General features: G+C 75.7%; 27 protein-coding genes. 7 read left to right on the forward strand and 20 right to left on the reverse strand.

Annotation, left to right across the window (positions count from 1 at the left end):
* Window positions 1-61 precede the first annotated feature (61 nt).
* Complete coding sequence (locus tag WJX68_RS13845; RefSeq protein ID WP_422785705.1) at window positions 62-673, forward strand: class II aldolase/adducin family protein; 612 nt, start codon at window positions 62-64, stop codon at window positions 671-673.
* On the opposite strand, the gene mtnA is transcribed toward WJX68_RS13845, so the two are convergent.
* From mtnA to WJX68_RS13860, 3 genes are all read right to left on the reverse strand, one after another.
* Window positions 603-1,646 carry an S-methyl-5-thioribose-1-phosphate isomerase gene (gene mtnA / locus WJX68_RS13850; RefSeq protein WP_340290734.1) on the reverse strand — a complete coding sequence of 348 codons (1,044 nt, stop codon included), beginning with the start codon at window positions 1,644-1,646 and terminating at the stop codon, window positions 603-605. The two genes, WJX68_RS13845 and mtnA, sit on opposite strands and share 71 nt — an antisense overlap.
* A 72-nt stretch (window positions 1,647-1,718) precedes the next feature.
* The gene (locus tag WJX68_RS13855) at window positions 1,719-2,417 is read right to left on the reverse strand and encodes a hypothetical protein (RefSeq protein ID WP_340290736.1); all 699 of its coding nucleotides are present in this window, start codon (window positions 2,415-2,417) and stop codon (window positions 1,719-1,721) included.
* Window positions 2,418-2,494: 77 nt separating this feature from the next.
* Complete coding sequence (locus WJX68_RS13860; protein WP_340290738.1) at window positions 2,495-3,856, reverse strand: PQQ-dependent sugar dehydrogenase; 1,362 nt, start codon at window positions 3,854-3,856, stop codon at window positions 2,495-2,497.
* 71 nt (window positions 3,857-3,927) lie between these two features.
* Here WJX68_RS13860 and WJX68_RS13865 point away from each other — a divergent pair, with 71 nt between their 5' ends.
* Complete coding sequence (locus WJX68_RS13865) at window positions 3,928-4,347, forward strand: SRPBCC family protein (RefSeq protein WP_340290740.1); 420 nt, start codon at window positions 3,928-3,930, stop codon at window positions 4,345-4,347.
* On the opposite strand, the gene WJX68_RS13870 is transcribed toward WJX68_RS13865, so the two are convergent.
* The 3 genes from WJX68_RS13870 to WJX68_RS13880 are packed head-to-tail and all read right to left on the reverse strand — an operon-like array spanning window position 4,284 to window position 7,617.
* Window positions 4,284-5,174, reverse strand: a complete 891-nt coding sequence (locus WJX68_RS13870; protein ID WP_340290742.1) for an alpha/beta fold hydrolase — start codon at window positions 5,172-5,174, stop codon at window positions 4,284-4,286. The two genes, WJX68_RS13865 and WJX68_RS13870, sit on opposite strands and share 64 nt — an antisense overlap.
* Window positions 5,171-6,040 (reverse strand): SDR family NAD(P)-dependent oxidoreductase, encoded by an 870-nt coding sequence (locus tag WJX68_RS13875; protein WP_340290744.1) that lies wholly within the window; start codon window positions 6,038-6,040, stop codon window positions 5,171-5,173. The genes WJX68_RS13870 and WJX68_RS13875 overlap by 4 nt, the downstream gene beginning before the upstream one ends.
* Complete coding sequence (locus WJX68_RS13880) at window positions 6,040-7,617, reverse strand: flavin-containing monooxygenase (RefSeq protein ID WP_340290746.1); 1,578 nt, start codon at window positions 7,615-7,617, stop codon at window positions 6,040-6,042. Before WJX68_RS13880 ends, WJX68_RS13875 begins: the two co-directional genes overlap by 1 nt.
* 125 nt (window positions 7,618-7,742) lie before the next feature.
* On the opposite strand from WJX68_RS13880, the gene WJX68_RS13885 reads away from it, so the two are divergent.
* Window positions 7,743-8,786 carry an AraC family transcriptional regulator gene (locus WJX68_RS13885; RefSeq protein ID WP_340290748.1) on the forward strand — a complete coding sequence of 348 codons (1,044 nt, stop codon included), beginning with the start codon at window positions 7,743-7,745 and terminating at the stop codon, window positions 8,784-8,786.
* On the opposite strand, the gene WJX68_RS13890 is transcribed toward WJX68_RS13885, so the two are convergent.
* Entirely contained in the window at window positions 8,771-9,166 is a 396-nt protein-coding gene (locus WJX68_RS13890; RefSeq protein WP_340290750.1) for a DUF3224 domain-containing protein, read from the reverse strand. The two genes, WJX68_RS13885 and WJX68_RS13890, sit on opposite strands and share 16 nt — an antisense overlap.
* Window positions 9,167-9,232: 66 nt before the next feature.
* Here WJX68_RS13890 and WJX68_RS13895 point away from each other — a divergent pair, with 66 nt between their 5' ends.
* Window positions 9,233-10,039, forward strand: a complete 807-nt coding sequence (locus WJX68_RS13895) for an enoyl-CoA hydratase/isomerase family protein (RefSeq protein ID WP_340290751.1) — start codon at window positions 9,233-9,235, stop codon at window positions 10,037-10,039.
* On the opposite strand, the gene WJX68_RS13900 is transcribed toward WJX68_RS13895, so the two are convergent.
* The 7 genes from WJX68_RS13900 to WJX68_RS13930 form a co-directional block, all read right to left on the reverse strand.
* A complete protein-coding gene (locus tag WJX68_RS13900; RefSeq protein WP_340290753.1) occupies window positions 10,018-11,025 on the reverse strand; it encodes a DUF5914 domain-containing protein in 1,008 nt (335 codons plus the stop codon). The genes WJX68_RS13895 and WJX68_RS13900 overlap by 22 nt on opposite strands.
* A 23-nt stretch (window positions 11,026-11,048) precedes the next feature.
* A complete protein-coding gene (locus WJX68_RS13905; protein WP_422785703.1) occupies window positions 11,049-12,653 on the reverse strand; it encodes an FAD-dependent oxidoreductase in 1,605 nt (534 codons plus the stop codon).
* Window positions 12,650-13,408: a class I SAM-dependent methyltransferase gene (locus WJX68_RS13910; protein WP_340290754.1), complete on the reverse strand. Its 759-nt coding sequence runs from the start codon at window positions 13,406-13,408 to the stop codon at window positions 12,650-12,652. Before WJX68_RS13910 ends, WJX68_RS13905 begins: the two co-directional genes overlap by 4 nt.
* 74 nt (window positions 13,409-13,482) lie before the next feature.
* On the reverse strand, window positions 13,483-14,601 hold the full coding sequence (locus WJX68_RS13915; RefSeq protein ID WP_340290756.1) for a polyprenyl synthetase family protein: 1,119 nt from the start codon (window positions 14,599-14,601) through the stop codon (window positions 13,483-13,485).
* Window positions 14,602-14,800: 199 nt separating this feature from the next.
* Complete coding sequence (locus WJX68_RS13920) at window positions 14,801-15,199, reverse strand: hypothetical protein (RefSeq protein ID WP_340290757.1); 399 nt, start codon at window positions 15,197-15,199, stop codon at window positions 14,801-14,803.
* 47 nt (window positions 15,200-15,246) lie between these two features.
* Window positions 15,247-15,570 (reverse strand): hypothetical protein, encoded by a 324-nt coding sequence (locus WJX68_RS13925; RefSeq protein WP_340290759.1) that lies wholly within the window; start codon window positions 15,568-15,570, stop codon window positions 15,247-15,249.
* A gap of 89 nt (window positions 15,571-15,659) precedes the next feature.
* Entirely contained in the window at window positions 15,660-16,046 is a 387-nt protein-coding gene (locus WJX68_RS13930) for an SRPBCC family protein (RefSeq protein WP_340290761.1), read from the reverse strand.
* A 42-nt stretch (window positions 16,047-16,088) separates the two neighbouring features.
* Between WJX68_RS13930 and WJX68_RS13935 the strand changes: the two genes are divergently transcribed.
* Window positions 16,089-16,973, forward strand: coding sequence for a hypothetical protein (locus tag WJX68_RS13935; RefSeq protein ID WP_340290763.1), 885 nt, complete (start codon window positions 16,089-16,091; stop codon window positions 16,971-16,973).
* On the opposite strand, the gene WJX68_RS13940 is transcribed toward WJX68_RS13935, so the two are convergent.
* The 4 genes from WJX68_RS13940 to WJX68_RS13955 are packed head-to-tail and all read right to left on the reverse strand — an operon-like array spanning window position 16,927 to window position 20,958.
* Window positions 16,927-18,141 carry an acyl-CoA dehydrogenase family protein gene (locus WJX68_RS13940; protein ID WP_340290765.1) on the reverse strand — a complete coding sequence of 405 codons (1,215 nt, stop codon included), beginning with the start codon at window positions 18,139-18,141 and terminating at the stop codon, window positions 16,927-16,929. The two genes, WJX68_RS13935 and WJX68_RS13940, sit on opposite strands and share 47 nt — an antisense overlap.
* Window positions 18,138-19,037: a 3-hydroxyacyl-CoA dehydrogenase NAD-binding domain-containing protein gene (locus tag WJX68_RS13945; RefSeq protein ID WP_340290767.1), complete on the reverse strand. Its 900-nt coding sequence runs from the start codon at window positions 19,035-19,037 to the stop codon at window positions 18,138-18,140. Before WJX68_RS13945 ends, WJX68_RS13940 begins: the two co-directional genes overlap by 4 nt.
* On the reverse strand, window positions 19,034-19,771 hold the full coding sequence (locus WJX68_RS13950; protein ID WP_340290769.1) for an acetoacetate decarboxylase: 738 nt from the start codon (window positions 19,769-19,771) through the stop codon (window positions 19,034-19,036). Before WJX68_RS13950 ends, WJX68_RS13945 begins: the two co-directional genes overlap by 4 nt.
* Window positions 19,768-20,958 (reverse strand): CaiB/BaiF CoA transferase family protein, encoded by a 1,191-nt coding sequence (locus WJX68_RS13955; protein WP_340290770.1) that lies wholly within the window; start codon window positions 20,956-20,958, stop codon window positions 19,768-19,770. The genes WJX68_RS13950 and WJX68_RS13955 overlap by 4 nt, the downstream gene beginning before the upstream one ends.
* Before the next feature lie 79 nt (window positions 20,959-21,037).
* Between WJX68_RS13955 and WJX68_RS13960 the strand changes: the two genes are divergently transcribed.
* Together WJX68_RS13960 and WJX68_RS13965 are read left to right on the forward strand one after the other, a co-directional pair.
* The gene (locus tag WJX68_RS13960) at window positions 21,038-21,748 is read left to right on the forward strand and encodes an IclR family transcriptional regulator (RefSeq protein WP_340290772.1); all 711 of its coding nucleotides are present in this window, start codon (window positions 21,038-21,040) and stop codon (window positions 21,746-21,748) included.
* 63 nt (window positions 21,749-21,811) lie between these two features.
* Window positions 21,812-22,279: an SRPBCC family protein gene (locus WJX68_RS13965; RefSeq protein ID WP_340290774.1), complete on the forward strand. Its 468-nt coding sequence runs from the start codon at window positions 21,812-21,814 to the stop codon at window positions 22,277-22,279.
* Window positions 22,280-22,291: 12 nt separating this feature from the next.
* Here the strand turns inward: WJX68_RS13965 and WJX68_RS13970 are convergent, their stop codons facing one another.
* Entirely contained in the window at window positions 22,292-22,705 is a 414-nt protein-coding gene (locus WJX68_RS13970) for a DoxX family protein (protein WP_340290776.1), read from the reverse strand.
* A 349-nt stretch (window positions 22,706-23,054) separates the two neighbouring features.
* The gene (locus WJX68_RS13975; RefSeq protein WP_340290778.1) at window positions 23,055-23,540 is read right to left on the reverse strand and encodes a nucleoside deaminase; all 486 of its coding nucleotides are present in this window, start codon (window positions 23,538-23,540) and stop codon (window positions 23,055-23,057) included.
* Window positions 23,541-23,576: the final 36 nt, after the last annotated feature.

Raw genomic sequence — 23,576 nt, forward strand, 5'->3', positions numbered from 1 at the left:
TGGCCCGGTGACCTCCGAGCACGACCCCGCCCGCGAGCTGCTCTGCACCGTCTCGCGCCGGATGGTCCGCGACGGCCTGGTCGTCGGCACCTCGGGCAACCTGTCGCTGCGCACCGGCGAGCTGGTCGCGCTCACCCCGTCCGGTGTGGACTACGAGACCATGACCGCCGAGGACGTCGTGCTCGTCGACGACTCCGGCGCGGTCGTCGCAGGCACCCGGGCCCCCACCAGCGAGCTCGCCCTGCACCTGGCCGCGCACCGCCGTCCGGGCACCGTGGCGGTGGTGCACACCCACTCGCCGGCCGCCGTCGCGCTGTCGCTGCTGACCGACCACGTGCCTCCGGTGCACTACCAGATCGCGATGTTCGGCGGCGCCGTGCGGGTCGCCGACTACGCCCCGTTCGGTAGCGACGAGCTCGTCGCGAACACGATGGCCGCCCTCGGCGACGCGAGTGCGGTCGTCCTGGGCCACCACGGCACGCTGGTGCTCGCCGACACCCTCGGCGCCGCCTACGACGGCGCCCGCCAGCTGGAGTGGCTGTGCGACGTCTGGCTGCGCGCCCGGCCGGTGGGGGAGCCGCGGCTGCTGTCGGCCGAGGAGATCAGCGAGGCGCTGCGACGCTTCGCCCGGCAGCGGCGGACGGTGCGGGCGACCACGCCCGGGACTCGGTGACGACCGCGGTCACCAGCTCGAACGGCGTCACGTCGAACGCCGGGTTGTAGACCGGCGTCCCCGCGAGGGTGCGCAGGACGCCGCCGTGCTCGCGGACCTCGTCGGCCCCGCGCTCCTCCACGACGATGTCCGCGCCGGTCGCGGTGTGCGGGTCGATCGTCTCCTCCGGGGCGACGACCAGGAACGGGATCCCGGAGCGGGCCGCGGCACAGGCCAGCATGTAGGTGCCGATCTTGTTGGCGACGTCGCCGTTGGCCGCGATCCGGTCCGCCCCGGCGAACACCACGTCGACCAGCCCGGACGCGATCGCCGCCGGGCCCGCGGAGTCCACGCAGAGCCGGTGCGGCGCGCCGGCGGCGGCCAGCTCCCACACCGTCAGCCGTGCGCCCTGCAGCAGCGGCCGGGTCTCGCACGCCAGTGCCTCGGCGAGTGCGCCGCGCTCGTGCAGCCGCAGGATCGCCCCGAGCGCGGTGCCGCCCGCGCCGGTCGCGAGCGGACCGGTGTTGCAGACGGTCAGCGCCCGCAGCGGCCGGTCCGGGCACAGCCCCTGGACGAGGTCGGCGGCGCGCACGGTGGCCGCGTCGTTGACCCGGGCGGCGTCCGCGGCGACGGCGCGGGCCTCGGCGAGCACCGCGGCCGGACCGCCGCCGAGCGCGTCCAGCGCACGCCGCACCCCCAGCTCCAGCCCGACGGCGGTGGGCCGGGCCGTGGCGATCCGTTGCGCCGCGTCGCCGACCGCGGCGACGGCGACCGGGGTGGCGGTGCCGTGCAGGTGCGCGGCGAGCGCCACCCCGAACGCGCCGGCGATGCCCAGGCTGGGGGCGCCGCGCACCGCGAGCGAGCGGATCGCGGCGACCAGTTCGTCGACGCCGCGCAGGAACAGGTGCTCGGTGCGCTCGGGCAGCGCCCGCTGGTCCAGCAGCACGACCGCCGGGCCGCCCTCGTCGTCGCCGGCCCAGTCCACGATCCGCATGCGTCGCCCCCCCTCGGAACCCTCCGCGGGTGCCCCCGGGACGGTACCCCGCGCCGACCCGTCACCCCGGGATCACCGTGGCCGGAAGCGGGCGAGGTGAGTGACCGGCGAGCCGGCCACACCGACCGCGTCGATGCGGGTCGTGACCCCCTCCGGACAGGACGTGGGCAGTGTCGAAGCCGTGACCGGCAGGTAGAGCGTGACCGTGTAGATGGTCCCGGGCTCGAGCGTGTGGGGAAGCGCGACCGAGCACGGTCGCGGCGGCTCCACCCCCGGCCCGACGATCCCGGTGATGCTGCACCCGTTGTACGTCTGTCCGGGAGGGCTGAGATCGCTCGCCCGCCACGGCCGGGGCAAGCCCACGTCGTACGCGATGTCAACGATCGTGGTCGGTTCCCGACCCACGTTCTGCAACTGCACGTAGAGGTAGCTCTCGCGCCCGGGGTCGGTGACGGGTACCACGGGATCGGTGTCGGTACTCAGATGGGACACGTCCTGCGGCGTGGCGTCGTTCCACACGAGGATCTTGCTGGTGACCCGGAGCTGTGGCCCTGCCGCGTCGAACAGCCGCTGAGCGTCGCGCAACGACTGCGTCGCGACGAGGGTCTGCGCACCGGAGAACGCCGTGCCGACCACGGCTGCGGCCAGTGCGAGTGCCGACATCAGCAGGGCCCGGCGCTCATGGCTGGTCGCCCGGCGGCCGGCCCGCGACGGACGTGCCAGCTCGTCGTGCGAGACGTCTCCGGCACGCTGTTCGTCCAGCTCACCCATACCGGCCCCCGTCCCCGTCGTGCAGCGATCTCGCACCGCGCTGCCGCGTCGTTACGGGCCGTGCAGACCCGGCCGGCTCACCGGCCGGGCGGCGCCACCCGGTAGACGGCGCCGGCGTCGTCGTCGGTCACGTAGACCGCACCGTCCGGTCCGGCGACGGCCGCGACCGGGCGCCCCCACCGGCTCCCCGACGGGTCCTGGAACCCGCCGACCAGGGTCTTCTGGGGCCCGAGCCGCCCGTCCGACCACGGGAAGAACGACACCTCCGGCGCGCGGGGCGGGTCGGCGTTCCACGAGCCGTGCACCCCGGCCAGCGCACCCGCGGCGTACGGCGCGGGCAGCACGCCCCGGGTGAACGACAGTCCCAGCGGGGCCGAATGCGCCGGGAAGGACTGCTCCACCGGCGCGAGCGCCGCGCAGTCCATGGCCCGCCCGCCCGGGTTCAGCTCGGCGTCGGCGACCAGCGGCACGTCGGTGAGGTCGCGGGCGCTGCCGGCGACACCGGGCTCGACGTCGGGGTCGGGGTTGCAGAACGGCCAGCCCAGTTCGCGGCCGGCGCTCAGCCGGGCGAGCGGCTCGGCCGGGTGGTCGGAGACGTAGGCGTCGATCACCGTCCCGTACGACGACCCGCTCGCGTCGCCGTAGGGCCGGTCGTAGGGGAAGGGGATGTTGTCGCGGCCGTTGACCGCGGTCCAGATCGACCCGTCCGGGGCGGTGGCGAGCCCGGTGCCGTTGCGGACCCCGGTGGCGAAGGGCCGCGCGGGACCGCCGCCGGGCGGCATCCGCAGGATCGAGGCCCGCTGCGGCGTGGCGTCCCGGTCGGCCACCGAGATGTTGCCGGTCGACCCGACCGAGACGTAGACGGCGCCGTCCGGGCCGACCGTCACCGACTTCAGCTCGTGGCCGTAGGCGCCGCGCAGGTCGGGGGAGTTCGCGTCGGGCAGGCCGGGCACCACGACCCGGGCGGCGCTCGCGGCGCCGTCCGCCCAGCGGTACGCCGACACCTGGTTCGACTCCGCGACGTAGAGGGTGCCGCCGCCGGGGGAGAACGCCAGGCCGTGCGGCTGGGTCAGCCCCTCCAGCAGGGTGCGCTGCTGCCCGGTGCGCGACAGGGCCAGCACCCGGCCGTCGTCGGGCACGGAGACCAGCAGCTCGCCCTGCGGCGTCCACACGGCCAGCCGGGCGTTGGGGACGCGCGCGAACACCGACACCGTCCAGCCGGCCGGTACGAGGGCCTCGCGCGGCTGGTCGAACGGGGCGGTCCCGGCGCCCGGCGGCACCGTCACCGGGACGGGCACGAGACCCGCCGCCGCGGCGGCCACCGGTGCCTCGGCGCCCGACAGGACGTTGGTCACCGGGTTGGGGCCCGTCCCGCAGCCGGCCAGCACGGCCGCGGTGGCCAGGGCGGCGGCCCAGGGGGCGATCCGGACGATCCGCATGATCGGTGACGCTACGCGGGGTGCCGGGGTCGCCGCGCGACGAACCCGCCGACCCACCAGGATCGACGGCGATGCGCCTGACACTGCACGCCCGCGGCCCGCTGCCCGCCGACGAGGTCTGGGAGCGCTACGCCGTGCCCGCCCGCTGGCCCGAGTGGGCGCCCTACATCCTCGGCGTCGACTGCTCCGACGGCCGGATCCGGCCCGGCTCGACCGGCCACGTGCGCGGGCCACTCGGGGTGCGGGTGACCTTCGCGGTCACCGGCGTCGACGAGGCGGCCCGCACCTGGAGCTGGGACGTCTCCCTCGGTGCGGCGTCGTCGGTGCTGAACGCGGAGCGGCTGACCCTGGACCACGGCGTGCGCGCCTCCGGGGCCGGTACCCGGACCTGGCTGACCGTGCGCGGCGCGCCCGCCGTGGTGCTGCCCTACCTGGTGCCCGCGCGGTTCTCGCTGGAGATGCTGGTCCGGCGGCCCGCCCGGGCGAGGTGATCGAGCGCCAGCGTCGCGAACGCCTCCGGCACCTCGATCTGGGGCATGTGCCCGACCCGGCCGAACACGTGCGTGGTGACCTGCGGGAGCCGCGCCGCGGTGCGCAGCTGCGCGGCGGGCAGGATCAGGTCCCGCTCGCCCCACACGACCAGCGTCGGCTTCGGCGCCCGCGCGGCCGCGTCGAGCAGCGCGCGGCGCCAGCCCGGACGGACGCCGCGCACGGTGCCCAGCTCGGCGGCGATCTCGGCGAAGGTCTGCACGAACTCGGGCCGCTTCCCGATCTCGACGGCGCGGGCGACCCGCTCGTCGGTGACCAGCGAGCCGTCCACGAACAGCGACCGTTCCGCGCGCCGGGCGGCGCGGGCGTCGAGGTGGCCGAGCAGGAACCGGCCCAGCACGGGCACCCCGAGCACGCGCAGCGACGGGGTGACCTCGGCGCCGAAGCCGGCCGGGTCGGCCAGCACCAGCGACGCGACCCGCTGCGGGTGCCGGGTCGAGATCAGCAGTGCGACCGCGCCGCCCAGGGAGTTGCCCAGCACGTGCGCCGGGCGGGTCTCGCCGAGCGCGTCGAGCGTGGCGAGCGCGGTGTCGGCGAGCTTCTCCAGCGTCGCCGGGCCGGGAACCCGGTCGGAGTACCCGAAGCCGGCCAGGTCGACGGCGACGACCCGGTACTCGGACAGGTACGGGTGCTGCGGGTCCCAGTCCTCCAGGCTGCGGCCGATGCCGTGCAGCAGCAGCACCGGCTCGCCGGCGGGGTCACCGGACTCGCGCACGCGGATCCGGGTGCCGCCGACGTCGACGGTGCGGTCGGTGGGGCCGGTGCTCATCGGGCCCGCGCTCCCGCCGCCTTCTTCGCGTTCCCCGATGCACCGACGATCTTCCCGAAGATCGCCAGGCTGTTCGCCGGGGCGAGCCGGGCCAGCAGGTCGGGGACCTTCGCGCTGATGCCGATGAGCAGCCGCGGGCGGCGCTTCTCGATCGCCTCGACGATCAGCGCGGCGGCCTTCTCGGCGGGGAAGGTCAGCAGCTTCTCGAAGTCCCGCTTGCCGCGCTCGGCCTCCTCGGCGGGGATGTTGACCCCGACGCGGGCGCTCGCCGCGATGCCGGTGCGGATGCCGCCCGGGTGCACGGTGGTGACGGTCGCGCCGACCTGGGCCAGCTCGGCGCGCAGCGCCTCGGAGAAGCCGCGGATCGCGAACTTCGACGACGAGTACGCCGACTGCCCGGGCGGGGCGATCAGCCCGAACAGGCTGGACACGTTGACCACGTGCCCGCCGGGGCGCGCGGTGAGCGCGGGGAGCAGGGCGTGGGTCAACCGCACCGGGGCGCGGAAGTTGACGTCCATGACCCAGTCGAACTCGTCGAGGGTCAGCCGGGCGAAGTCGCCGCCCAGCGCGACGCCGGCGTTGTTGACCAGCAGCCGGATCTCCGGGTGCCCGGCGAGGATGCGTGCGGCGAGCGCGTCGACGGCGTCGCGGTCGGCCAGGTCGACGGTCTCGGTGGTCACCGACAGGCCCGGGTGCTTGGCCCGGATCGTGGCGGCGACGGCGTCGAGGCGCTCGCCGTCGCGGTCGACGAGCACGAGGTCGCTGCCGCGCTCGCCCAGGAGCGTCGCGACGTGCTCGCCCATGCCACCGGCGGCACCGGTGACGACCGCGGTGCCCTCGGCGAAGCGGAACGGGGCGCGGGCCATCAGGAAGCCACCTCCGTCGGGGCGGCCGGCGCGTCGGCGGCGATGCCCGCCTGCGACGGGCTGGTGACGACCGCGTCGCGGGCGCCGAGCGCCGAGGCCGGGGTGAGGATCATGTCGCGGCGCAGGTCCGCGCGGCCCAGGCCGACGGCGTCGAGGAAGAAGTTCTGGCGCAGCCGCCACGGGTCCTTGCGGCCCTGGCGCGGGAACAGGTGCTCGGAGCGCTTGACGTAGTTCGACTCGATGTCGAGCAGCGGCCGGTCCGGGGACACGGTCGCCGCCGGGGTGGCGATCGCGATCCGCTCGCGGTCCATCAGCGCCAGCAGCTTGGGCACGTAGCGGGCGACGAGGTCGGCGCGCAGCGTCCAGGACGCGTTGATGTAGCCGATGCAGAACGCGAGGTTCGGGATGCCCGACAGCATCAGCCCGCGGTAGGTGACGGTCTTGCCGATGTCGACCTGCTCGCCGTCGACGTGGATCGTGATGCCGCCGAGCGGGCTCAGCGACAGCCCGGTGGCCGAGACGATCACGTCGGCCTCGAGCTCCTGCCCGGACCGCAGCCGGATGCCCTTCTCGGTGACGCGGTCGATGTGGTCGGTGACCACCGACGCCTCGCCCCGGTTGATCGACTTGTAGAAGTCGCCCTCGGGGATCACGCACAGGCGCTGGTCCCACGGGTCGTAGCTGGGGGTGAAGTGCTCGTCGACGTAGGACTCGTCCTTGAGGAACTTCAGGGCGAGCCCGCGCAGCACCTTCTTCACGCGCTCCGGGCGGCGCCGGGCGAGCTGGTAGAAGGCCTGGGTGAGGGTGACGTACTGCAGGCGCAGGATCGCGTGCGCGACCTTCGCGGGCAGGAAGCGGCGCAGCTGGTCGGCGACCGGGTCCTTGCTGGGCAGCACCGTCAGGTAGGACGGCGAGCGCTGCAGCATCGTCACGTGCTCGGCCTTGTCGGCCAGCGAGGGGATCAGGGTGACGGCGGTGGCGCCGGACCCGATCACGACGACCTTCTTGCCGGTGTGGTCGAGGTCCTCGGGCCAGAACTGCGGGTGCACCCAGGTGCCGGCGAAGTCCTCGAGGCCCGGGAACTCCGGCTGGTAGCCCTGGTCGTAGTCGTAGTAGCCCGAGCACATGAACAGGAACGAGCAGGTGTAGCGCTTCGGGCCCTGCGCGGTGGTGGTGTCGACGGTCCAGCGCGCGGTCGCGGAGTCCCAGGACGCGCCGACGACCTTCGTGCCGAAGCGGATCCGCTCGGTGACGCCGTACTCGCGGGCGGTCTCGGTGATGTAGCGGCGGATGTCGGCGCCGTCGGCGATCGACTTCGGCTCGCGCCACGGCCGGAACGGGTAGGCGAGGGTGAACATGTCCGAGTCCGAGCGGATGCCCGGGTAGCGGAACAGGTCCCAGGTGCCGCCGATGTTCTCGCGGCCCTCGAGGATGGCGTAGTCCTTGCCGGGGAGCTCCTGGTGCAGCCGGGCCGCGGCACCGATGCCGGACAGCCCGGCGCCGACGATGATCACGTCGCGGTGCTCGGGGGCGGGGGCGACGCCCTCCGTCCCGGATGACGTGCTGGCCTGCGTCATGGGGTCCTCCTCATCGGGGCGCCGTCCGCGCCGGCGAACGTGACTCTGTCGACCGGGCTCCAGTCTGCACTGAACCTACCCGGAGTAACTTGACTTCGCGCGACAAGAACTTACCTTCGTACGACATGGGGACGGGATCACTCACCCGGGCGAGGGCGTTGCGCGGCCTGCCCGCGCTGGTCGGGGAGCTCGGCGGCGACGGAGCCGAGCTGTTCGCGCGGTTCCGGATCCCGGTCGAGGCCGTCGAGGGCTCCGACCCGGACGCCCTGGTCCCGACCCGCTCGGTCGCCCGGGTGCTGGAGACCGCGGCCGCCGAGCTGGGCTGCGCCGACCTCGGGCTGCGGCTGGCCCAGCGCCAGGGCCCGGAGATCCTCGGCCCGCTCGCCGTCGCCGTGCAGAACTCCGCGACGCTGGGCGACGCGCTGGACTGCGCGTCGCGCTACCTCTACGTGCACAGCCCGGCCCTGACGATCGGCGCGGTGCCCGACCCGGAGGGCGTGGCCGGGGTGACCGGGCTGGAGTACGGCAGCACCGACCCGCTGCCGCCGCAGGTCGCCGACCTCGGGGTCGGCGTGCTGCACCGGATCGTCGCGCTGCTGTCGGGCGGGGCGTACGGCCTGCGCTCGGTGCACCTGCCGCACGACGAGCCCGCCGACCCCGCGCGGTTCCGCGAGTTCTTCGGCGCCGAGGTGCGCTTCGCCCGGCCGGCCGCGGTGCTGCGGGTGCCCGCCGACCTCGTCCGGCGCCCGCTGGCCGGCGGCGACGAGACCGTGCGCGCGATCGCGATCGAGTACCTGGAGACCCACTTCGACCGGCCCGGCCGGACCGTCACCGACCGCGTCCGGGCCGCCGTCGACCGTTCCCTGGGGTCCGGCCCGGTCCGGATCGACAACGTCGCCCGGCTGCTGCGCGTGCACCCGCGGACCCTGCAGCGCCACCTCGCCGCGGAGGACACGACCTTCGAGCAGGTCGTCGACGACGCCCGCCGCGACACCGCCGAGCGGCTCATCGTGCGCACCGACCTGCCGTTCACGCAGGTCGCGGCCATGGTCGGGCTGGCCGAGCAGTCGGCGCTCTCGCGCGCGGCGCGCCGCTGGTTCGGGGCGCCACCGCGCGCGGTGCGCCAGGCGGGGCCCGCGGGACCGGCCGGATCTCAGCCGAGCCGGTAGTCCAGCGTCAGGACCCCCCGGGCGCCCTCGCCCGCCGTCCCGGACAGCCCGCCGAGCCCACCGGTCCCCGACCCCGGCACGATGCTGCCGAACGTGCTCAGGGTTCCGTCGGGGTGGGCAAGCCCGCCGTGCTGCACGACGAAGGTGCCGGCGCGGCCGTCGAGGGTCCCCACGACCCGCTCGGAGGCGACGTAGCCGCTGCCCGCGTCGCCCTGGCTGGTCAGGACCTCGGCCACCCCGGTGCCGTCGATACGTCCCGCGTAGGTCTTGCGCACCGTCACGCGGGTGAGCCGTGGGCCCTGGCCGGGCTCGTCGTAGGGGGCCTCCTCCCAGGAGTCGACGGTGAAGGCTGCCTCGGCGCGGGTACCGGAGTCGGTCATGACCTCCATCGTGGCAGGGTGACCGGTGCCCCGCGACGGAGCGGGGCACGACGAAGGGGGCCGCCCGTGTCCGACCCGGTGCTGCTGACCCGCCACGACGGCGCGGTGCTGACGCTGACCCTGAACCGGCCGCACCGGCGCAACGCGATCGACCGCGCGCTCTGGGACGCGCTGCGGGCCGCGCTCACCGACGCCACCGCCGACGAGTCGGTCCGTGTGCTGGTCGTCACCGGCGCCGGGGGCGCGTTCTGCGCCGGGGCGGACCTGGGGACCCCGCCGCGGGCGCGGACCGAGCACCCGACCCGGTCGATGCGCCGGGTCAACGACGTCGCGCTGCTGCTGCACGAGCTGCCCGTGCCGACCGTCGCGGTCGTCGACGGCGTCGCGGTCGGCGCGGGCTGGAACCTCGCGCTGGGCTGCGACCTCGTCGTCGCCACCCCGGCGGCGCGGTTCTCCCAGGTGTTCGCCCGGCGCGGCCTGTCGCTGGACTTCGGCGGGTCCTGGCTGCTGCCGCGCCTGGTGGGGATGCAGCAGGCCAAGCGCCTGGCGCTGCTCGCCGAGACGATCGGTGCCGACGAGGCGCGCGAGCTGGGCCTGGTGACCTGGGTCGTCGACCCGGACGAGCTCACCGGCTTCGTCGAGGACCTCACCGGGCGACTGGCGGCGGGCCCGCCCGTCGCGCTCGCCCGGACCAGGGCGATGCTGCACGCCGGGTCGCGCTCGTCGTTCGCCGAGGCGCTCGACGCCGAGGCGGTCTCGCAGGCGGTCAACTTCGCCACCGACGCCCCGGCCGGGTTCGCCGCGTTCGCCGAGCGCACCGAGCCGGACTTCCGGGGCGAGTGGCAGCTCGGTCAGCGGGCGCGCAGCTCGTAGCGGCGTTCGGCGTAGTCGAGGTCGTCGCGCCACAGCTTCGTCGCCGCCGCGGCCATCGCCGGGCGGATCGCCGGCGCGAGCCGCGCCGCCACGGCGAAGCCGCGCCGCTCCGACCCCGCGACGACGGCCTCGATCACCGAGGTGCGCGGGCGCCCGTCGGGCCCGGGGCCCTGCGGCGTCGCGTGGGTCTCGACGACCGAGCCGAGCCCCTCGCCCTCCACGATCCGCATGACGACCGTGCGCGGCTCCGGGCACACGAACTCCGCCCGCACCGGTACGCCGACACCCGGCCCGACCTTGAAGGTCACGGTCACCAGGAACCGGTCCTCGGACTCGGCCACGTCGGTCACCCCGGGTGCGGAGTCCACCGTGAGGTGCTGGAAGGAGTACGGGTGGAACCACGCCCCGTGCCAGGGGTCGAGCCGGTTGGCGACGATGTCCTCCGGCTCGCACACCCCGGTCAGCGTGGTGACGGCGTCGAGCACCGCGCCGTCCGGGCGGGCCGGGACCACCGGCGCGTCGGTCGGCTCCTCGCCGCCCACCTCGTCCAGGCGCACCCAGACGAGCACGCCGTCGTCGTGCGCGGGGTGGACCGCCCAGCCCGGACCGGACCGCGCACCCAGGCGCAGACCGTGCCAGCGGCACACCAGCTCGCCGCAGTCCACCGCGGCCAGCGCCATCGGCGCGCCCAGGTGCGGGCAGGCACCGGGCCCGACCCGGACCGTCCCGTCCTGCTCGCGCCACGCCGCGAGCTCGACCCCGCCGATCCGGGTGCCGAACGGCCGGTCGCCGCGGACCTCCCGGCTCGCGGCGAGCACGAACCAGTTCCCCGACGGCCGGGCCTGCGCCCGCTCCAGCGCCGCGGAGATCAGCTTGGGGTCGGCGCCGGCGTAGGTGGGCCTCTGCGCCGCCCACGCCTGGGACGGCAGCGGCTGCAGCGGCCAGTGCGACGGCCAGCTCCGGGCCAGTCGGGTCAGCAGGGTCATGGCGGGGTTCCTTCGCGGGTGGGTCAGCGCGCGCGCATCGCGTACTGCGCGGCGCGGCGCAGCGGGCCCAGGCGGCCCGTGGTGGGGACGGTCTCGAGGGGGTGGCCGGCCAGGCCCCAGCCGGCGAGCAGCCGGTTCGCGGCCTGCCACCCGGTGCTGGCCGCGCGTTCCATCAGCGCGACCGGCAGGTCGATGCGGATGCCGTCGCCGGCGAGCACGAGGCCGTCGACGGGGGTGGCGACGGTCGGGCGGCGGGCGAAGTCCCCGACGCCGAACATCGGGCAGTCCTCGCGCCACTGCACGAGCTCGCCGACCACGCGGGCCCGCGCGGTCTCCGGGTAGAGCTCGTGCAGCCGCGCGACGCAGCGCTCGCGCAGCCCGGCGGTCCAGGCGTCGTCGTCGACGCCGGGCGGCGGTGCCGCGGAGTAGGCGTGCAGCTCCACCACCGAGCCGCCGTGGCGGGCGGCCCAGGCGGCGGCGTCGTGCTCGTAGCGGTCGAGCACGGAGACGTTGTCGAGCGGGTCGAGCCCGCCGGTGCCCAGGAACGGCGGGCGGGACGCGTCGACCGGGGTGTCGAGCCAGAGCCGCTGCACCAGGAACGGCGGCGCGCTGCCCAGCGCGGCGACGTCGGCGCGCCAGCGTTCCAGCGCGCCGGGTCCGTCGACGGTGGAGACCGGCTCGCCCAGGTCGGAGGACGCGGCCACGACCGAGCGCAGCCCGCGCACGTCGGTCGCGAGGACGACGGCGTCGGCGTCGGTACCGCCGTCGGAATGATTCACGTGGAACCGTCCACCCTCGACGGTCCCGCCGCGCTCCAGCGAGGACACCGTCACCCCGGTCGAGAACGTCACGCCGCGGGTGGTCAGGTAGTGCCGCAACGGCTCCCACAGCGCGGTGTCGAAGCCGTCGTCGGGCACGTCGAACATCAGACCCTCGGAGGAGCCGAGGAAGTAGATGTGGAACATCGTCGCGAGCTCGGCGGCCGACATCCGCGACGGCGGTGCGAAGAAGCTGCGCGAGAACACCTCGAACGCCAGGTGCCGGGCGGCGGGCGGGAAGTTGATCGACTCGACGAAGCTCTGCGCGTCGACGCCGTCGATGGCCTCGTAGATGCCGGGCACGCTGACGTTCGCCAGCGGCGCCGCGGCCCGCGCGTCGAGCCGCACCAGGTCGGCCGGGCGGAAGGTGGGGCTGCGCAGCGCGAACGCGACCGCGTTCCACGGGGGCGTGCGCGGCAGCCCGCGGAAGGTGTCGCGGTGGCCGTCGGCGTCGACGAGCGGGTAGTCCTCCAGCGCCACCAGCCGCTCCAGGCCGGGGTCGCCGCGGCGCAGCAGCGCCCGCAGGTTGTAGTACTGGCGGAAGAACGCGTGGAAGCCACGGCTCATCGACACCCGCGTGCCGTCGGGCAGCGTCTCCGACCAGCCGCCGACCCGCCCGCCCAGGTAGGGCTCGCGTTCGAGGACCTCGACCACGACGCCCCGCTCGGCCAGCCCGGTCGCCGCGGCCAGCCCGGCGATGCCGCCGCCGACGACGACCGCGCGCGGGCGCCGTCCCAGCTGCCCGGCGTCGCCGAGCCCGCCGGCGGGCTCGTGGCGCACCCGGCGGGGGTCGGTCGGGCGGGCGGTCACGGACGCGTCCCCAGCACGGTGTGCACGACGCCGTTCTGCCAGCCGGTCATCGTCTCGGAGCACACGGCGTCGAACCCGGCGCCGCGGACCCGGTCGCGCAGCCGGCCGATGCCGTCGAAGGTGTTCACGCTGCGCCACAGGTGCCGGTAGAGCGCGGTCCCGCCGGTCGTCGCCCGGCCCAGCGGGACGATGATCCCCCAGCACACCGCGTGCCAGGACAGCCGGGCGCGCAGCGAGTCGGCGACCGAGTACTCGTGCAGGGCCAGCACCCCGCCGGGGCGCAGCAGGTCGTGGAAGCGCCGGAGCTGGGCGTCGGGGTCGTCGAGGTTGCGCAGCAGGTAGGCGGCCAGGATCCCGTCGAACGGACCGTCGACGCCGTTCTCGGCGAGTGCCTCGGCGGTGGAGTGCACGAACCGCACCGACGCCGGCCACGGCTTGGTCCGCGCCCGCTCCAGCATCCCGGCCGAGGCGTCGACGGCGACGATCTCGGCGCGCGGGGCGACGCCCAGCAGGGCCGCGGTGGAGGCCCCGGTGCCGCAGCCCGCGTCGAGAAGCCGCAGCCCGGCGCCGTCGCGCGGCAGGCGCATGCGCATCGCCGAGGCGCGCAGGTGGTCGTGGTAGCCGGGGTTCATCCCGACCAGGCGGTCGTAGTCGCCCGCGCCGTCGTCGAAGTGGGTCGGGACCTCGTCGCGGGGGAGGCCGGCGCGTCCGACGGTGCCGGTGCGGGGAGCGGGGGACGGGGAGCGGTCGGCCATGCTCGCGAGCCTAGGACCGCGTGCCGTGCCCGGCGCGGCGGGCCGGGACCCGTTGCGCGACAGCCGCGTCCGGCTCAGGAGATCCGGTCGGCACAGCGCACCGCCATCGCCCGCAGCACGGCGGCGACGTCCTCGCCGAGGATCCCGTCGGCGACCGCGCCGTCGACCAGGCGCAGCGCGCCCTCGACCCGGGTGCCGATGAGCTCCTCGAGGCGGCGCCGGGCGCCGGTCGACTCGATGGCCAGGCGGGCGGCGACGACGTCGACCGGACCGTCGGTCTCGTCGCAGCCGTGCAGCAGGGCGTCGAGCGCGCCGCGGGTCGACGGCCCGGCCAGCTCGCGGGCCAGTACGACCAGGCTGGTCGCCTTGCGCTCGGCGAGGTCGTCGCCGGTGGTCTTGCCGGTGGCGTCGGTGCCGAACACGCCCAGCACGTCGTCGCGCATCTGGAACGCCTCGCCGACCATCGTGCCGTAGTCGCCGAGCACGGCGAGCAGCTCGGGCGACGCGCCGGCCATCGCCGCGCCGAGCTCCAGCGGGCGGCGCACGGTGTAGTTGCCGGACTTGCGGCGCAGCACGTCCATGACCTCGTCGAGGGTGGGGACGCGGCGGGCCTCGTTGAGCAGGTCGGCGAACTGGCCGACGGCGAGCTCGGAACGCATCTCGTCGTAGCGGGGCCACCCGCGCTCCAGCACCGCGCGCGGCAGCCCGCTCTCGCGCATCGCCTGCTCGGCCCACACCAGGCACAGGTCGCCGAGCAGCACCGCGCCGGACTCGCCGAACCGCTCCGGGCTGCCCGACATGCCCTGACCGCGGTGCCAGGAGGCGAGCTGGACGTGCACGGTCGGGCGGCCGCGGCGCAGCAGCGAGCGGTCCATGACGTCGTCCTGCAGCAGGGCGAAGGCGTGCAGCAGCTCCAGCCCCGAGACGGCCTGCAACGCGGCCGGGGACTCGGGCGCGGCGGCCCGCCAGCCGAGGTAGCCGAACATCGAGCGCAGGTACTTGCCCCGGCCGACGAAGTCGGCGAGGACCCCGGCGACGAAGTCCGACCCGCGCATCGAGTGCACGTGCTCGTCGCAGCGCCGCCGCACGGTGTCGTCGACGTGCGAGCGGACCCGCGCCCGGACGTCCTCGGCCCAGCCCGGGTGGGTGGGAGCCTGCTCCCGTCGCTGGGCCTGTCCGGTCTCCACGAACATCGCGCGGCCTCCCGCCGGGTCGCCTGGGTGTGCAGCGGCCGGACGTCGGCGTCCGGGCCCGGCCGCGGTGTGGCCGTCCGGGCCGGGTCCTGTCGAGGGTATGGGCGTCACCCCGAACCCGCGCGCCGAATCGGACGGTCGGCCCCGGTCGGGTACGGACCCCGGGACCGTCCGGTTCGGGTGATCCGGATCACCGGGGTCAGCGGGCACGCAGGAACGACCACGTGGCCAGCCAGGTCGAGCCCGCGACCAGTGCCATCGCCCCGGGGAGGTGCACGACCAGGCCGGGGATCTCGCCGAACCACGCCTGCACGAAGGTGAACGCGAACACCGCGACGGCGACGACCGTCGGCCACCACGGGCCGCCCGCCGTGGCGCGCAGCCACACCGCCGCGACGGCGGTGAGCCCGGCGACCACGTGCAGCACGATCGCGCCGGTGCCGTGCGGGCCGGCGTCGCCGCCGCTGAACAGGCCGGCCGCGGTCACGAACTGCCAGGCCAGGACCACGACCGAGGCGGTGGCGAGCACCCGCAGCGCGAGCGCGGGCGGGGAGGTGGCCGGTGCGGGCGGCGCGGCGTGGCGGTGCTGGGCGGACATGGGGGCCAGTCTGCCGACAACCGGACGCGCGTGCACGAACCGGGTGTTCAGGTCAACGCGGGCGCCGGTGCCGGGACGGCCGCCGACCAGGGCGGCAGGAAGTGCCGGGCCGGGTCCGCGCCGGGACGGCCGGTGACCGGCGCGAAGTGGTGGAGCACGAACGCCCGCAGCGCCGCGGCGTGACCCGCGGCGTCCGGGGGATGCTCGACGTCGTCGTGCCAGCCGCACTCGCAGGCCGCGTGGTAGGCGAGCACGGCGCGGTGACGGGGGTCGGTCCAGATGCCGGTCCGGGCGCCGTCGGCGGTGCGGCCGGCGACGTAGCCCTCGTGGTCGTCCGACCCCGGGACGTCGTCGGGTCCGATGTAGAGCACGGGCGGGATTCTGCACCGTGGCCCGGCGGGGGCGTACGGGTGGTGGGCCGGGCGGACCCGGTGCCGCGCCCGGCGGTCCGCGGCCGGGCTCAGGCCGCCCCGAGCTGCTCGCCGATCAGCCGCAGCGACTCCCGCAGGCCCTCCTGCACCCCGGCGCCGCCGGCCTGCTCGGTGTGCAGCCGGACCACGACCTCGCAGCCCGGTCCGGCGCCGGTCACGGTGAGCTCGCCGCGGTAGTCGTGCGGTCCCGGTGCGCCCCAGGTCATCCGGCGACGGTCGGGGTCGACGTGCAGCCACGCCTCGCCGGCCACCGTCTCGCCGCCGACCTCGGCGGTCACCTCGACCCGGTCGGCGGCGACCAGGCGGGCGTCGCGCAGGGCGGCGAAGTGCCCGGGCAGGTTCGACACGTCCGACAGGTGGGTGAACGCGGCGTCGGGTCCGACGGTCAGCAGGATGCGGTCCTCGAGATCGGCCATGGTCGCCGGGTACCCGGGGCGGGCGGGTGTCACCCTGGACGCATGGGGACCGGCGGGGGAGAGGCCGTGCTCGCCGCGGCGACCGGCGCGGCGCGGCGCGAGTTCGGCGACGAGCTCGTCGCGGCCTACACCCTGGGCAGCCTGGCCCACGGCGGGTTCGCCCCCGCGGTCAGCGACGTCGACCTGGCCCTGGTCCTGGCCACGACGTCGCAGGGCACGGCGTCGCGGGTGCACGACGTGGTCGCCGCCGTGCGCGACGCCGCCGCGGCCACCGACGGGCTCGCCGAGCGGCTGTCGGTGTTCTGGGCCGACCCGCACACGGTCCGCCACGGCACCGGCACCGGCACCGGCACCGGCACCGGCACCGGCACCGGCACCGGCACGGCCCGGCTGCCGGCCGCCGACCGGTACGACCTGCTCGTGTCCGGGGTGCTGCGCCACGGCACCGACGTCCGCGCCGGCGCCGTCGCACCGACCCGCGACGAGCTCGTGCACGGGTCGGCGGAGTTCCTCGTGGAGCGGGTCGACGACACCTGGCTCGCCGGGATCGCCGACCCCGCGGCGCTGCTCGCCCGCGGCGTGCGACCGGTGTCCAAGGCGGTGCTGTTCCCGGTCCGGTTCCTGCACACCCTGCGCACCGGCCGGCCCGGGCGCAACGACGAGGCCGCGGCGGGCTACGACGGCCCGCACGCCGGCCTGGTCACCGCCGCGGCCCGGTGGCGCGACGGGTCGGTCGGGGAGCGCGTCGCGGCGTGGACGCTGCTCACCGACCACCTCGCGGGGCTGTACCGCGAGTGCGTCGACGCCCACCTCGCGGCGCTGCCCGGTGACGACGGTGCCGTCACCGGGCTGCGGGCGCTGCGCGACGCGCTGGGCGTGCTCAGGACCTCGCGGGCCTGCGCCCCACGAACGCCCCGATCCCGGTGACCGCCCGTCCGACGACCAGGGTGTTGATCTCCTTGGTGCCCTCGTAGGAGTAGAGCGCCTCGGCGTCGTTGAAGAAGCGGCCGACCTTGTTCTCGAGCAGGATCCCGTTGCCGCCGAACACCTCGCGGGCCCGGGCGACCGCGTCGCGCAGCATGAGCGTGGCCTGGCGCTTGGCCAGTGCGGCCTGCTCGTCGCGGAAGGTGCCGTCGTCCTGCATCTGCGCGACCCTCACGGCCATCCCGAGTGAGGCGACGACCCCGCCCAGGATCGACACCAGGTGGTCCTGCACGAGCTGGAACGACGCGATCGGCTGCCCGAACTGGACGCGCTCGACGGCGTAGTCGCGGGCCAGCTCGTACACCCCGGCCATCGCGCCGACGGCGTTCCAGGCGACGCCGCCGCGGGTCACCCGCAGCACGCGGTTGGTGTCGGCGAAGGTCTCCGCGCCGGGCAGCCGGTTCGCCTCCGGCACCCGCACGCCGTCGAAGGTCAGGTCGGCGTTCTGCACGGTGCGCAGGGCGAGCTTGCCCTCCATCTTGGTCGCGGTGAACCCGGGCATGCCCCTCTCGACGACGAACCCCTTGACCGGGCCGCCGGTCGGGTCGTCGGTGACGTCGCGTGCCCACACGACGACCAGGTCGGCGAAGGTGCCGTTGCCGATCCAGCGCTTGGCGCCGTCGAGCACCCAGTCGTCGCCGTCGCGGCGCACGGTGGTCTCCAGCCCGCCGGCGACGTCGGAGCCGCCGTGCGGCTCGGACAGCGCGAACGCCCCGAGCAGCTCCATCCGGCGCATCGCGGGCAGCCAGCGCTGCTTCTGCTCCTCGGAGCCGCACAGGTCGATCGAGGTGAGGGCGAGCCCGGCGTGCACGCCGAAGAACGTCGCCATCGACGGGTCGACGCGGGAGAGCTCCATCGACACGAACGAGGTCAGCAGCCGCGAGTACGCCGGCCGGTCCGGCCACTCGCGTGCCAGCCCGACGACGTCGAGCTCGGCGAAGCCGGGGATCAGCTCGTGCGGGAACTCCGCGCGGTCCCAGTAGTGGTCGGCGACCGGGGCGATCCGGGTCTCGGCGAAGGTGCGGACCCGGGCGAGGATCTCGCGCTCCTCGTCGGTCAGCAGGCCGAGGTAGCCGTAGAGGTCGGCGGGCAGCGGTTCGAGGGTGCTCATGATTCCTCCTGTGCGGAGCGTGCGGTCAGGACGGCGGTCTCGGCGCGGTCGCGGGCGGCGGTGAGCTCGGGGCGGCTGGGGCCGTAGGCGTCCTCGGTGGCGGCACTGATCGCCTCGACGGTCGCGGCGTCGAGGGCGGGGTTCCCGAGGTCGGCCCAGCGACGCGCCATGCCGGGACCGAGGTGCTCGAGCAGGTGGCGCAGGCCGCCGTCGCCGCCGCCGAGGTGGAAGGACAGGAACGGCCCGCCGGTGGCCCAGCGCGGCCCGAGCGCGCCGGTGACGACGCGGTCGAGCTCGGCCGGGGAGACGACCCCGTCCCCGACCAGGGAGACGGCCTCGCGGAACAGCGCGGACTGCAGCCGGTTGCCGACGAAGCCGTAGACCTCGCGGTGGATCTCGACCGGGTCCTTGCCGACGCCGCGCAGGAACTCCGCGGCCGCCGCGACGGCGTCGCGGCCGGTGCGCGTGCCGGGGACCAGCTCGACCAGCGGCAGCACGTGCGGCGGGTTGAACGGGTGCGCGACGAGCAGGCGGGCCGCGGCGTCGTCGGGCAGCCCGGCGGCGATGTCGCTGGGCAGGATGCCGGAGGTGGAGCTGAGCAGCAGCGCCCCGGCCGGGGCGTGCGCGGCGACCGTCGCCCAGATCTCCCGCTTGACGTCGAGGTTCTCCGGGCCCTGCTCCTGCACCACGTCGGCGCCGGCGACGGCGGTGGCGAGGTCCGGCTCGCAGGTGACCCGCGCGAGCAGGTCCGCGGAGCCGAACCGGCGCACGCCGGTGTCGACGACCTCGGCCAGGTCCGGCCGCGGGTCGGTGACGACGACGTCGTGCCCGGCCGCGGCCAGCAGCACCGTCCAGGAGACGCCGATGGTGCCGGCGCCGATCTCGGTGATCCTCACCGTTCCTCCAGGTAGTCGTGCACGGTGGTGACCGGGGCCAGGGTCAGGTCGGTCAGCACGTGCGAGGCGGAGACGATCTCGCGCACCGGCAGGTCCGCCAGCGGCGCGAGGACGTGGTGGTGCAGCTGCAGCCGCGCGGGCCCGGTGAAGGCGCGCGTCACGGTCAGGTCGGTGATCCGGGTGCGGACCAGCCGGGCGTCGACCGGGCCGGAGCGGCCCGGGACGAGCTTGACCATGAACGTCGGGACGCCGATCTGCGCGGCGGCCTCGGCCGGGTCGAGCGGGGCGTGCTGGTAGGCCATCGTGGCGACGGCGACCGGCAGCGACCCCTTGTGCAGGGTCCCGACCAGGGCGCCGTCCTCCACGTGCAGGCGCGGGGTGCCGAACGCCTTGGGGTAGGCGCTCTGCTCGCGTCCGGCGAAGGTGGCCGGCGAGTTGTCGAGCCACATGCCGTGCAGGTACTCGCCCTGCTCGCCGTCGAAGGAGCAGGCCAGCGCCTGGCCGGACTCGGTGTAGGGGCCGAACCCGTCGACGTCGCCCATGTGCATGACCTCGAAGCGGACCAGCGGGTCCCCGGCGGCCAGCGGCTCGGGCAGCGCGTGGCGGAACGCGTCGGGGTCGGTGCGGTAGACGATGTTGAGGTACTCGCGGTCGGTGAAGCGGTGCGCCCCGGGCGGGAAGGCGGGCGCGGTCAGCGGGGTGGTCCCGGCGGCCAGGACGTCGGCGGCCCTCATCGCGCCAGCACCCCCTGCTCGACGAGCGCGGCGATCTCGTCCTCGGTGCGGCCCAGCTCGCGCAGCACGTCGGCGCCGTCGGCGCCCAGGTTCGGTGCGGGGCTGCGCATCCCGGCGGGTGTCGCGCCGAAGCGCACGGGGGAGCCGATCGAGCGGTAGCGGCCCTCGGTGGGGTGCTCGGCCTCGGTGAGCAGCCCGCCGCCGGTGACGTAGGGGTCGTTCTCGGCGTCGTCGACGGCCAGCACCGGCGCGAACGGGATCGAGTGCTCCGCGCACAGCGCCGCCCACTGCTCGGTGGTGCGCCCGGGCGCGATCTCGCGGATCAGCGCGTAGAGGTCGGGCTGGTGCGCGGCCATGGCCGGCGAGGAGGCGAACCGCTCGTCGGCGGCCAGGTCGTCACGGCCGGCGGCGGTGAAGAACGCCGCGACGTCGCGCGGGGTGTAGGGCAGGATGCAGGCCCACCCGTCCTTCGTCGCGACGGCCTCGTGCCCGGCGGCCATCGACCGGTTGAACCCGGTCGGGCCCTCGGCGGGGACGAACGTGTGCCCCGACAGGTGCTCGACGAGGTTGAACGCGAGCAGCGTGTCGGTCATCGGGACCTCGACGAGCTGCCCCTCGCCGGTGGCGCGCTGGTGGATCACCGCGGCCAGGGTGGCGTAGACGATGGTCAGCGCGCACACCTTGTCGGCGAGGATCGTCGGCGCGTAGGACGCCGTGCCGGTCGCCCGCCGCATCAGGTCGACCATCCCCGAGGACGCCTGCACGATCTCGTCGTAGGCGGCGCGGTCGGCCAGCTCGGAGTCGCTGCGGAAGCCCTGGGCGCGCACGTGGACCAGGCGCGGGAACCGCTGCGAGACCCGGTCCGGGGCGAGCCCGAGGCGCTCCAGCGCCCCGGGGCGCATGTTGGTCACGAGCACGTCGGCGGAGTCGAGCAGGTCGTCGAGCACCGCGCGCCCGGCGTCGGTCTTCAGGTCGAGCGCGACCGAGCGCTTGTTCCGGTTGACGTTGAGCGCCAGCGCGCCCATCCCCGGGTTGCGCTGCGGCAGCGTCCGGCGTGTCATGTCCCCGGCCGGCGGCTCGACCTTCACCACCTCCGCGCCCAGGTCGCCCAGGATCTGGCAGGCGTACGGGCCCATGACCACCGACGCCAGGTCGACGACCCGCAGCCCGTGCAGTGCCCCGCTCATCTCGTGCCTCCTCGCTCGCGATCACGTACTCCATGAGCATGGCTAACTTTTCGCCCCGGGGCGAGCTAGGCTTACCCATATGCGTAATCACCACCGGACCGTGGACCGGGTCGCCGGGCTGCTGGAGGCGGTCGCGCGCCGTCCGGGGGGCAGCACGCTCTCGTCGCTGGCGCGACGGGTCGGGGCGCCGGTGTCCTCGGTGCAGAAGCTGGTCGACGGCCTGGTCGCCACCGGCTACCTCGACGAGCGCGAGCGCCGCTACACCCTCGGGCCCGCACCGTGGATGCTCGCCGCCCGGGCGGGGGAGCCGCCCGTCCCCGCGATCCCGCACGAGGCGCTCGACCAGCTCGCCCGGCACACCGGGATGCCGGTCCTGCTCGCCGCCCGGATCGGCGACGACGCCGTCTACCTCGACTGGGCCGGCGCCGACGAGGCCTTCGACGTCGCGCTCTCGGCCCGGGTCCGCGCCCCGCTGCCCGACACCGCGGCCGGACGCGTGCTGCTCGCCCACCTGCCCGCGGCCGAGCGCAAGCGGGTCGCGCTGGCCGCGCACGAGGGCGACCCCGGCGCCGCGGCCGCGCTGCTGGAGGGCTGTGCGGGCATCCGCGAACGGGGCGGCGAACGGGGCGCCAGCGGGGCGCTGCTGCCCGGCGCGGTGGCGGTGGCGGTCCCGCTGCGCCACGACGGGCGCGTCACCGGGGCGCTGTCCGCCGCCGCCCGCGGCACCGCGCCGCTGCCCGGTGAGGTCACCGCGGCGCTCGCCGACGCGGCGGCGGCCTGGTCCACCTGAGCGCGCCCGGCCCGGTGCCGCCGGGTCCCGGCCGGACCGGCCCGGACGGGGCATGATCACCCCATGAGCGAGGAACGCATCGAGACCACGCGCGTGATCGAGGCGGGCCCGGGCGAGATCTTCTCGGTCCTGCGCGACCCGCGCGGGCACGTCGCGATCGACAGCTCCGGCATGCTGATGTCGGCCGAGGGCGAGCCCGTCTCGGCGGTCGGGGACACCTTCGTCGTGCACATGGACCGCGAGGCGCTCGGCGACCGGCCGATGGGCCGCTACGACGTCACGGTGCACATCCGCAGCTACGAGCCCGACCGCGAGATCTCCTGGTCGATCGTCGGCGTGCTGCGCCCGCCGGTCGGCCACGTCTACGGCTACCGGCTCGAACCCGACGGCGCCGCCACCCGCGTCACGTCCTGGTGCGACTGGTCGGACATCCACCCGCAGTACCGCGGCTCGGGACTGTTCCCGGTGATCTCCGCGGCCTCGCTGCGGGCGAGCCTCGGCATCCTCGCCCGGACCGTGCAGCACCCCTGAGCGCCCGGCCGCTCAGGCCCGCCGGGACCGCCTGCGCAGCGCGGCGAGCAGCGGGCCCCACGCCGCGCACGACCACAGCGCCCACGCGAGGAGCACCGGCTGGAACAGCAGCCGCACGGCGCGGGCGCCGTCGGTGTCCAGGCCGAACGCCGGCGTCGCGGTCAGGTACTGCGACACGTTGCCGGGGAACACCACCACGAACAGCGCCGCGACGGCGAGCCCCACCCGCGGCCGCAGCCGGGCGGGCGCGAGGAGCACGGCGCCCCCGGCCGCGATCTCCACGAGCCCGGAGACGAGCACGACCGCGCCCGGCGCGGGCAGGAACGGCGGGACCTGGGCGAGGAACGGCTCCGGCGCCACCAGGTGCGCGACGCCCGCGAGGAGCAGGAAGGCGCCCAGCAGCAGCCGGGCCGCGGTGCGGGCCACGGCCCACCCCCGTCCGCGTCGTCGGCTCCGGCCGCGGCCACCCTCCCACGACGGTGCCGGGTCCGCCCCGGGACGTGACACGCTGCGCTGCCGCGGGACCCGCCGCGCGTCGCCCGGGACCCTCGGGTCACCCCGATGCCGGAACGGCAGTCGCACGACCGGGTCACCCACCGGGTCGTCGCTGCTCGGAGCGGGTGAAAGCAGAACTCTTGCGATTCCCTCGCGCAGTTGCCGGGTACCCGGTCCCTACCCGCGAACCACCATGCGGACCGGGTGCTGGGGAGCCTTCCGGTCCGTACTTCCCCGGTCCGGGGTGCGACCGCTTCGGGGGTGGTCGCACCCCGGATCGCTATGTGTCCCGGTGCCGCGCGGCGTGCCGCTCGTGCAGCGCCCGCACCCGCGGGGCCAGCTCCTCGTCCGGGCCCTCCACCCGCACGCCGGGCGCCACGTCGGTCACCGACAGCGGGCGCACCGGGGACTCCGGCCCGCCGAGCGCGGACCGCCAGCTCGTCAGCTGGGCGGTGGAGCTCGCGTACACGATGCGGCCCAGGCCGACCCAGGCGTGCGCGGCCGCGCACATGGGGCAGTGCTCGCCGGAGGTGTAGACCGTCGCGCCGGCACGCCCCGCGGGGTCCAGCAGCCCGGTCGAGCGCCGGGCCAGCTCGAACTCCGGGTGCCGGGTCGCGTCACCGCCCGCCACGCGGTTGCGGTCCTCGGCGAGCACCGTCCCGCCGGCGTCGACGAGGACCGAGCCGAACGGCTCGTCGCCCGCCTCCAGCGCCTGCTCGGCGAGCTCCACGCACCGGCGCAGGTGCTCCCTGTCCCGCTCGTCCATGGGTCCTCCCTGCCGAGACGTCCGCCGTGTCCGAGC

This window comes from Pseudonocardia spirodelae (assembly GCF_037727765.1).
Classification (GTDB): domain Bacteria; phylum Actinomycetota; class Actinomycetes; order Mycobacteriales; family Pseudonocardiaceae; genus Pseudonocardia; species Pseudonocardia spirodelae.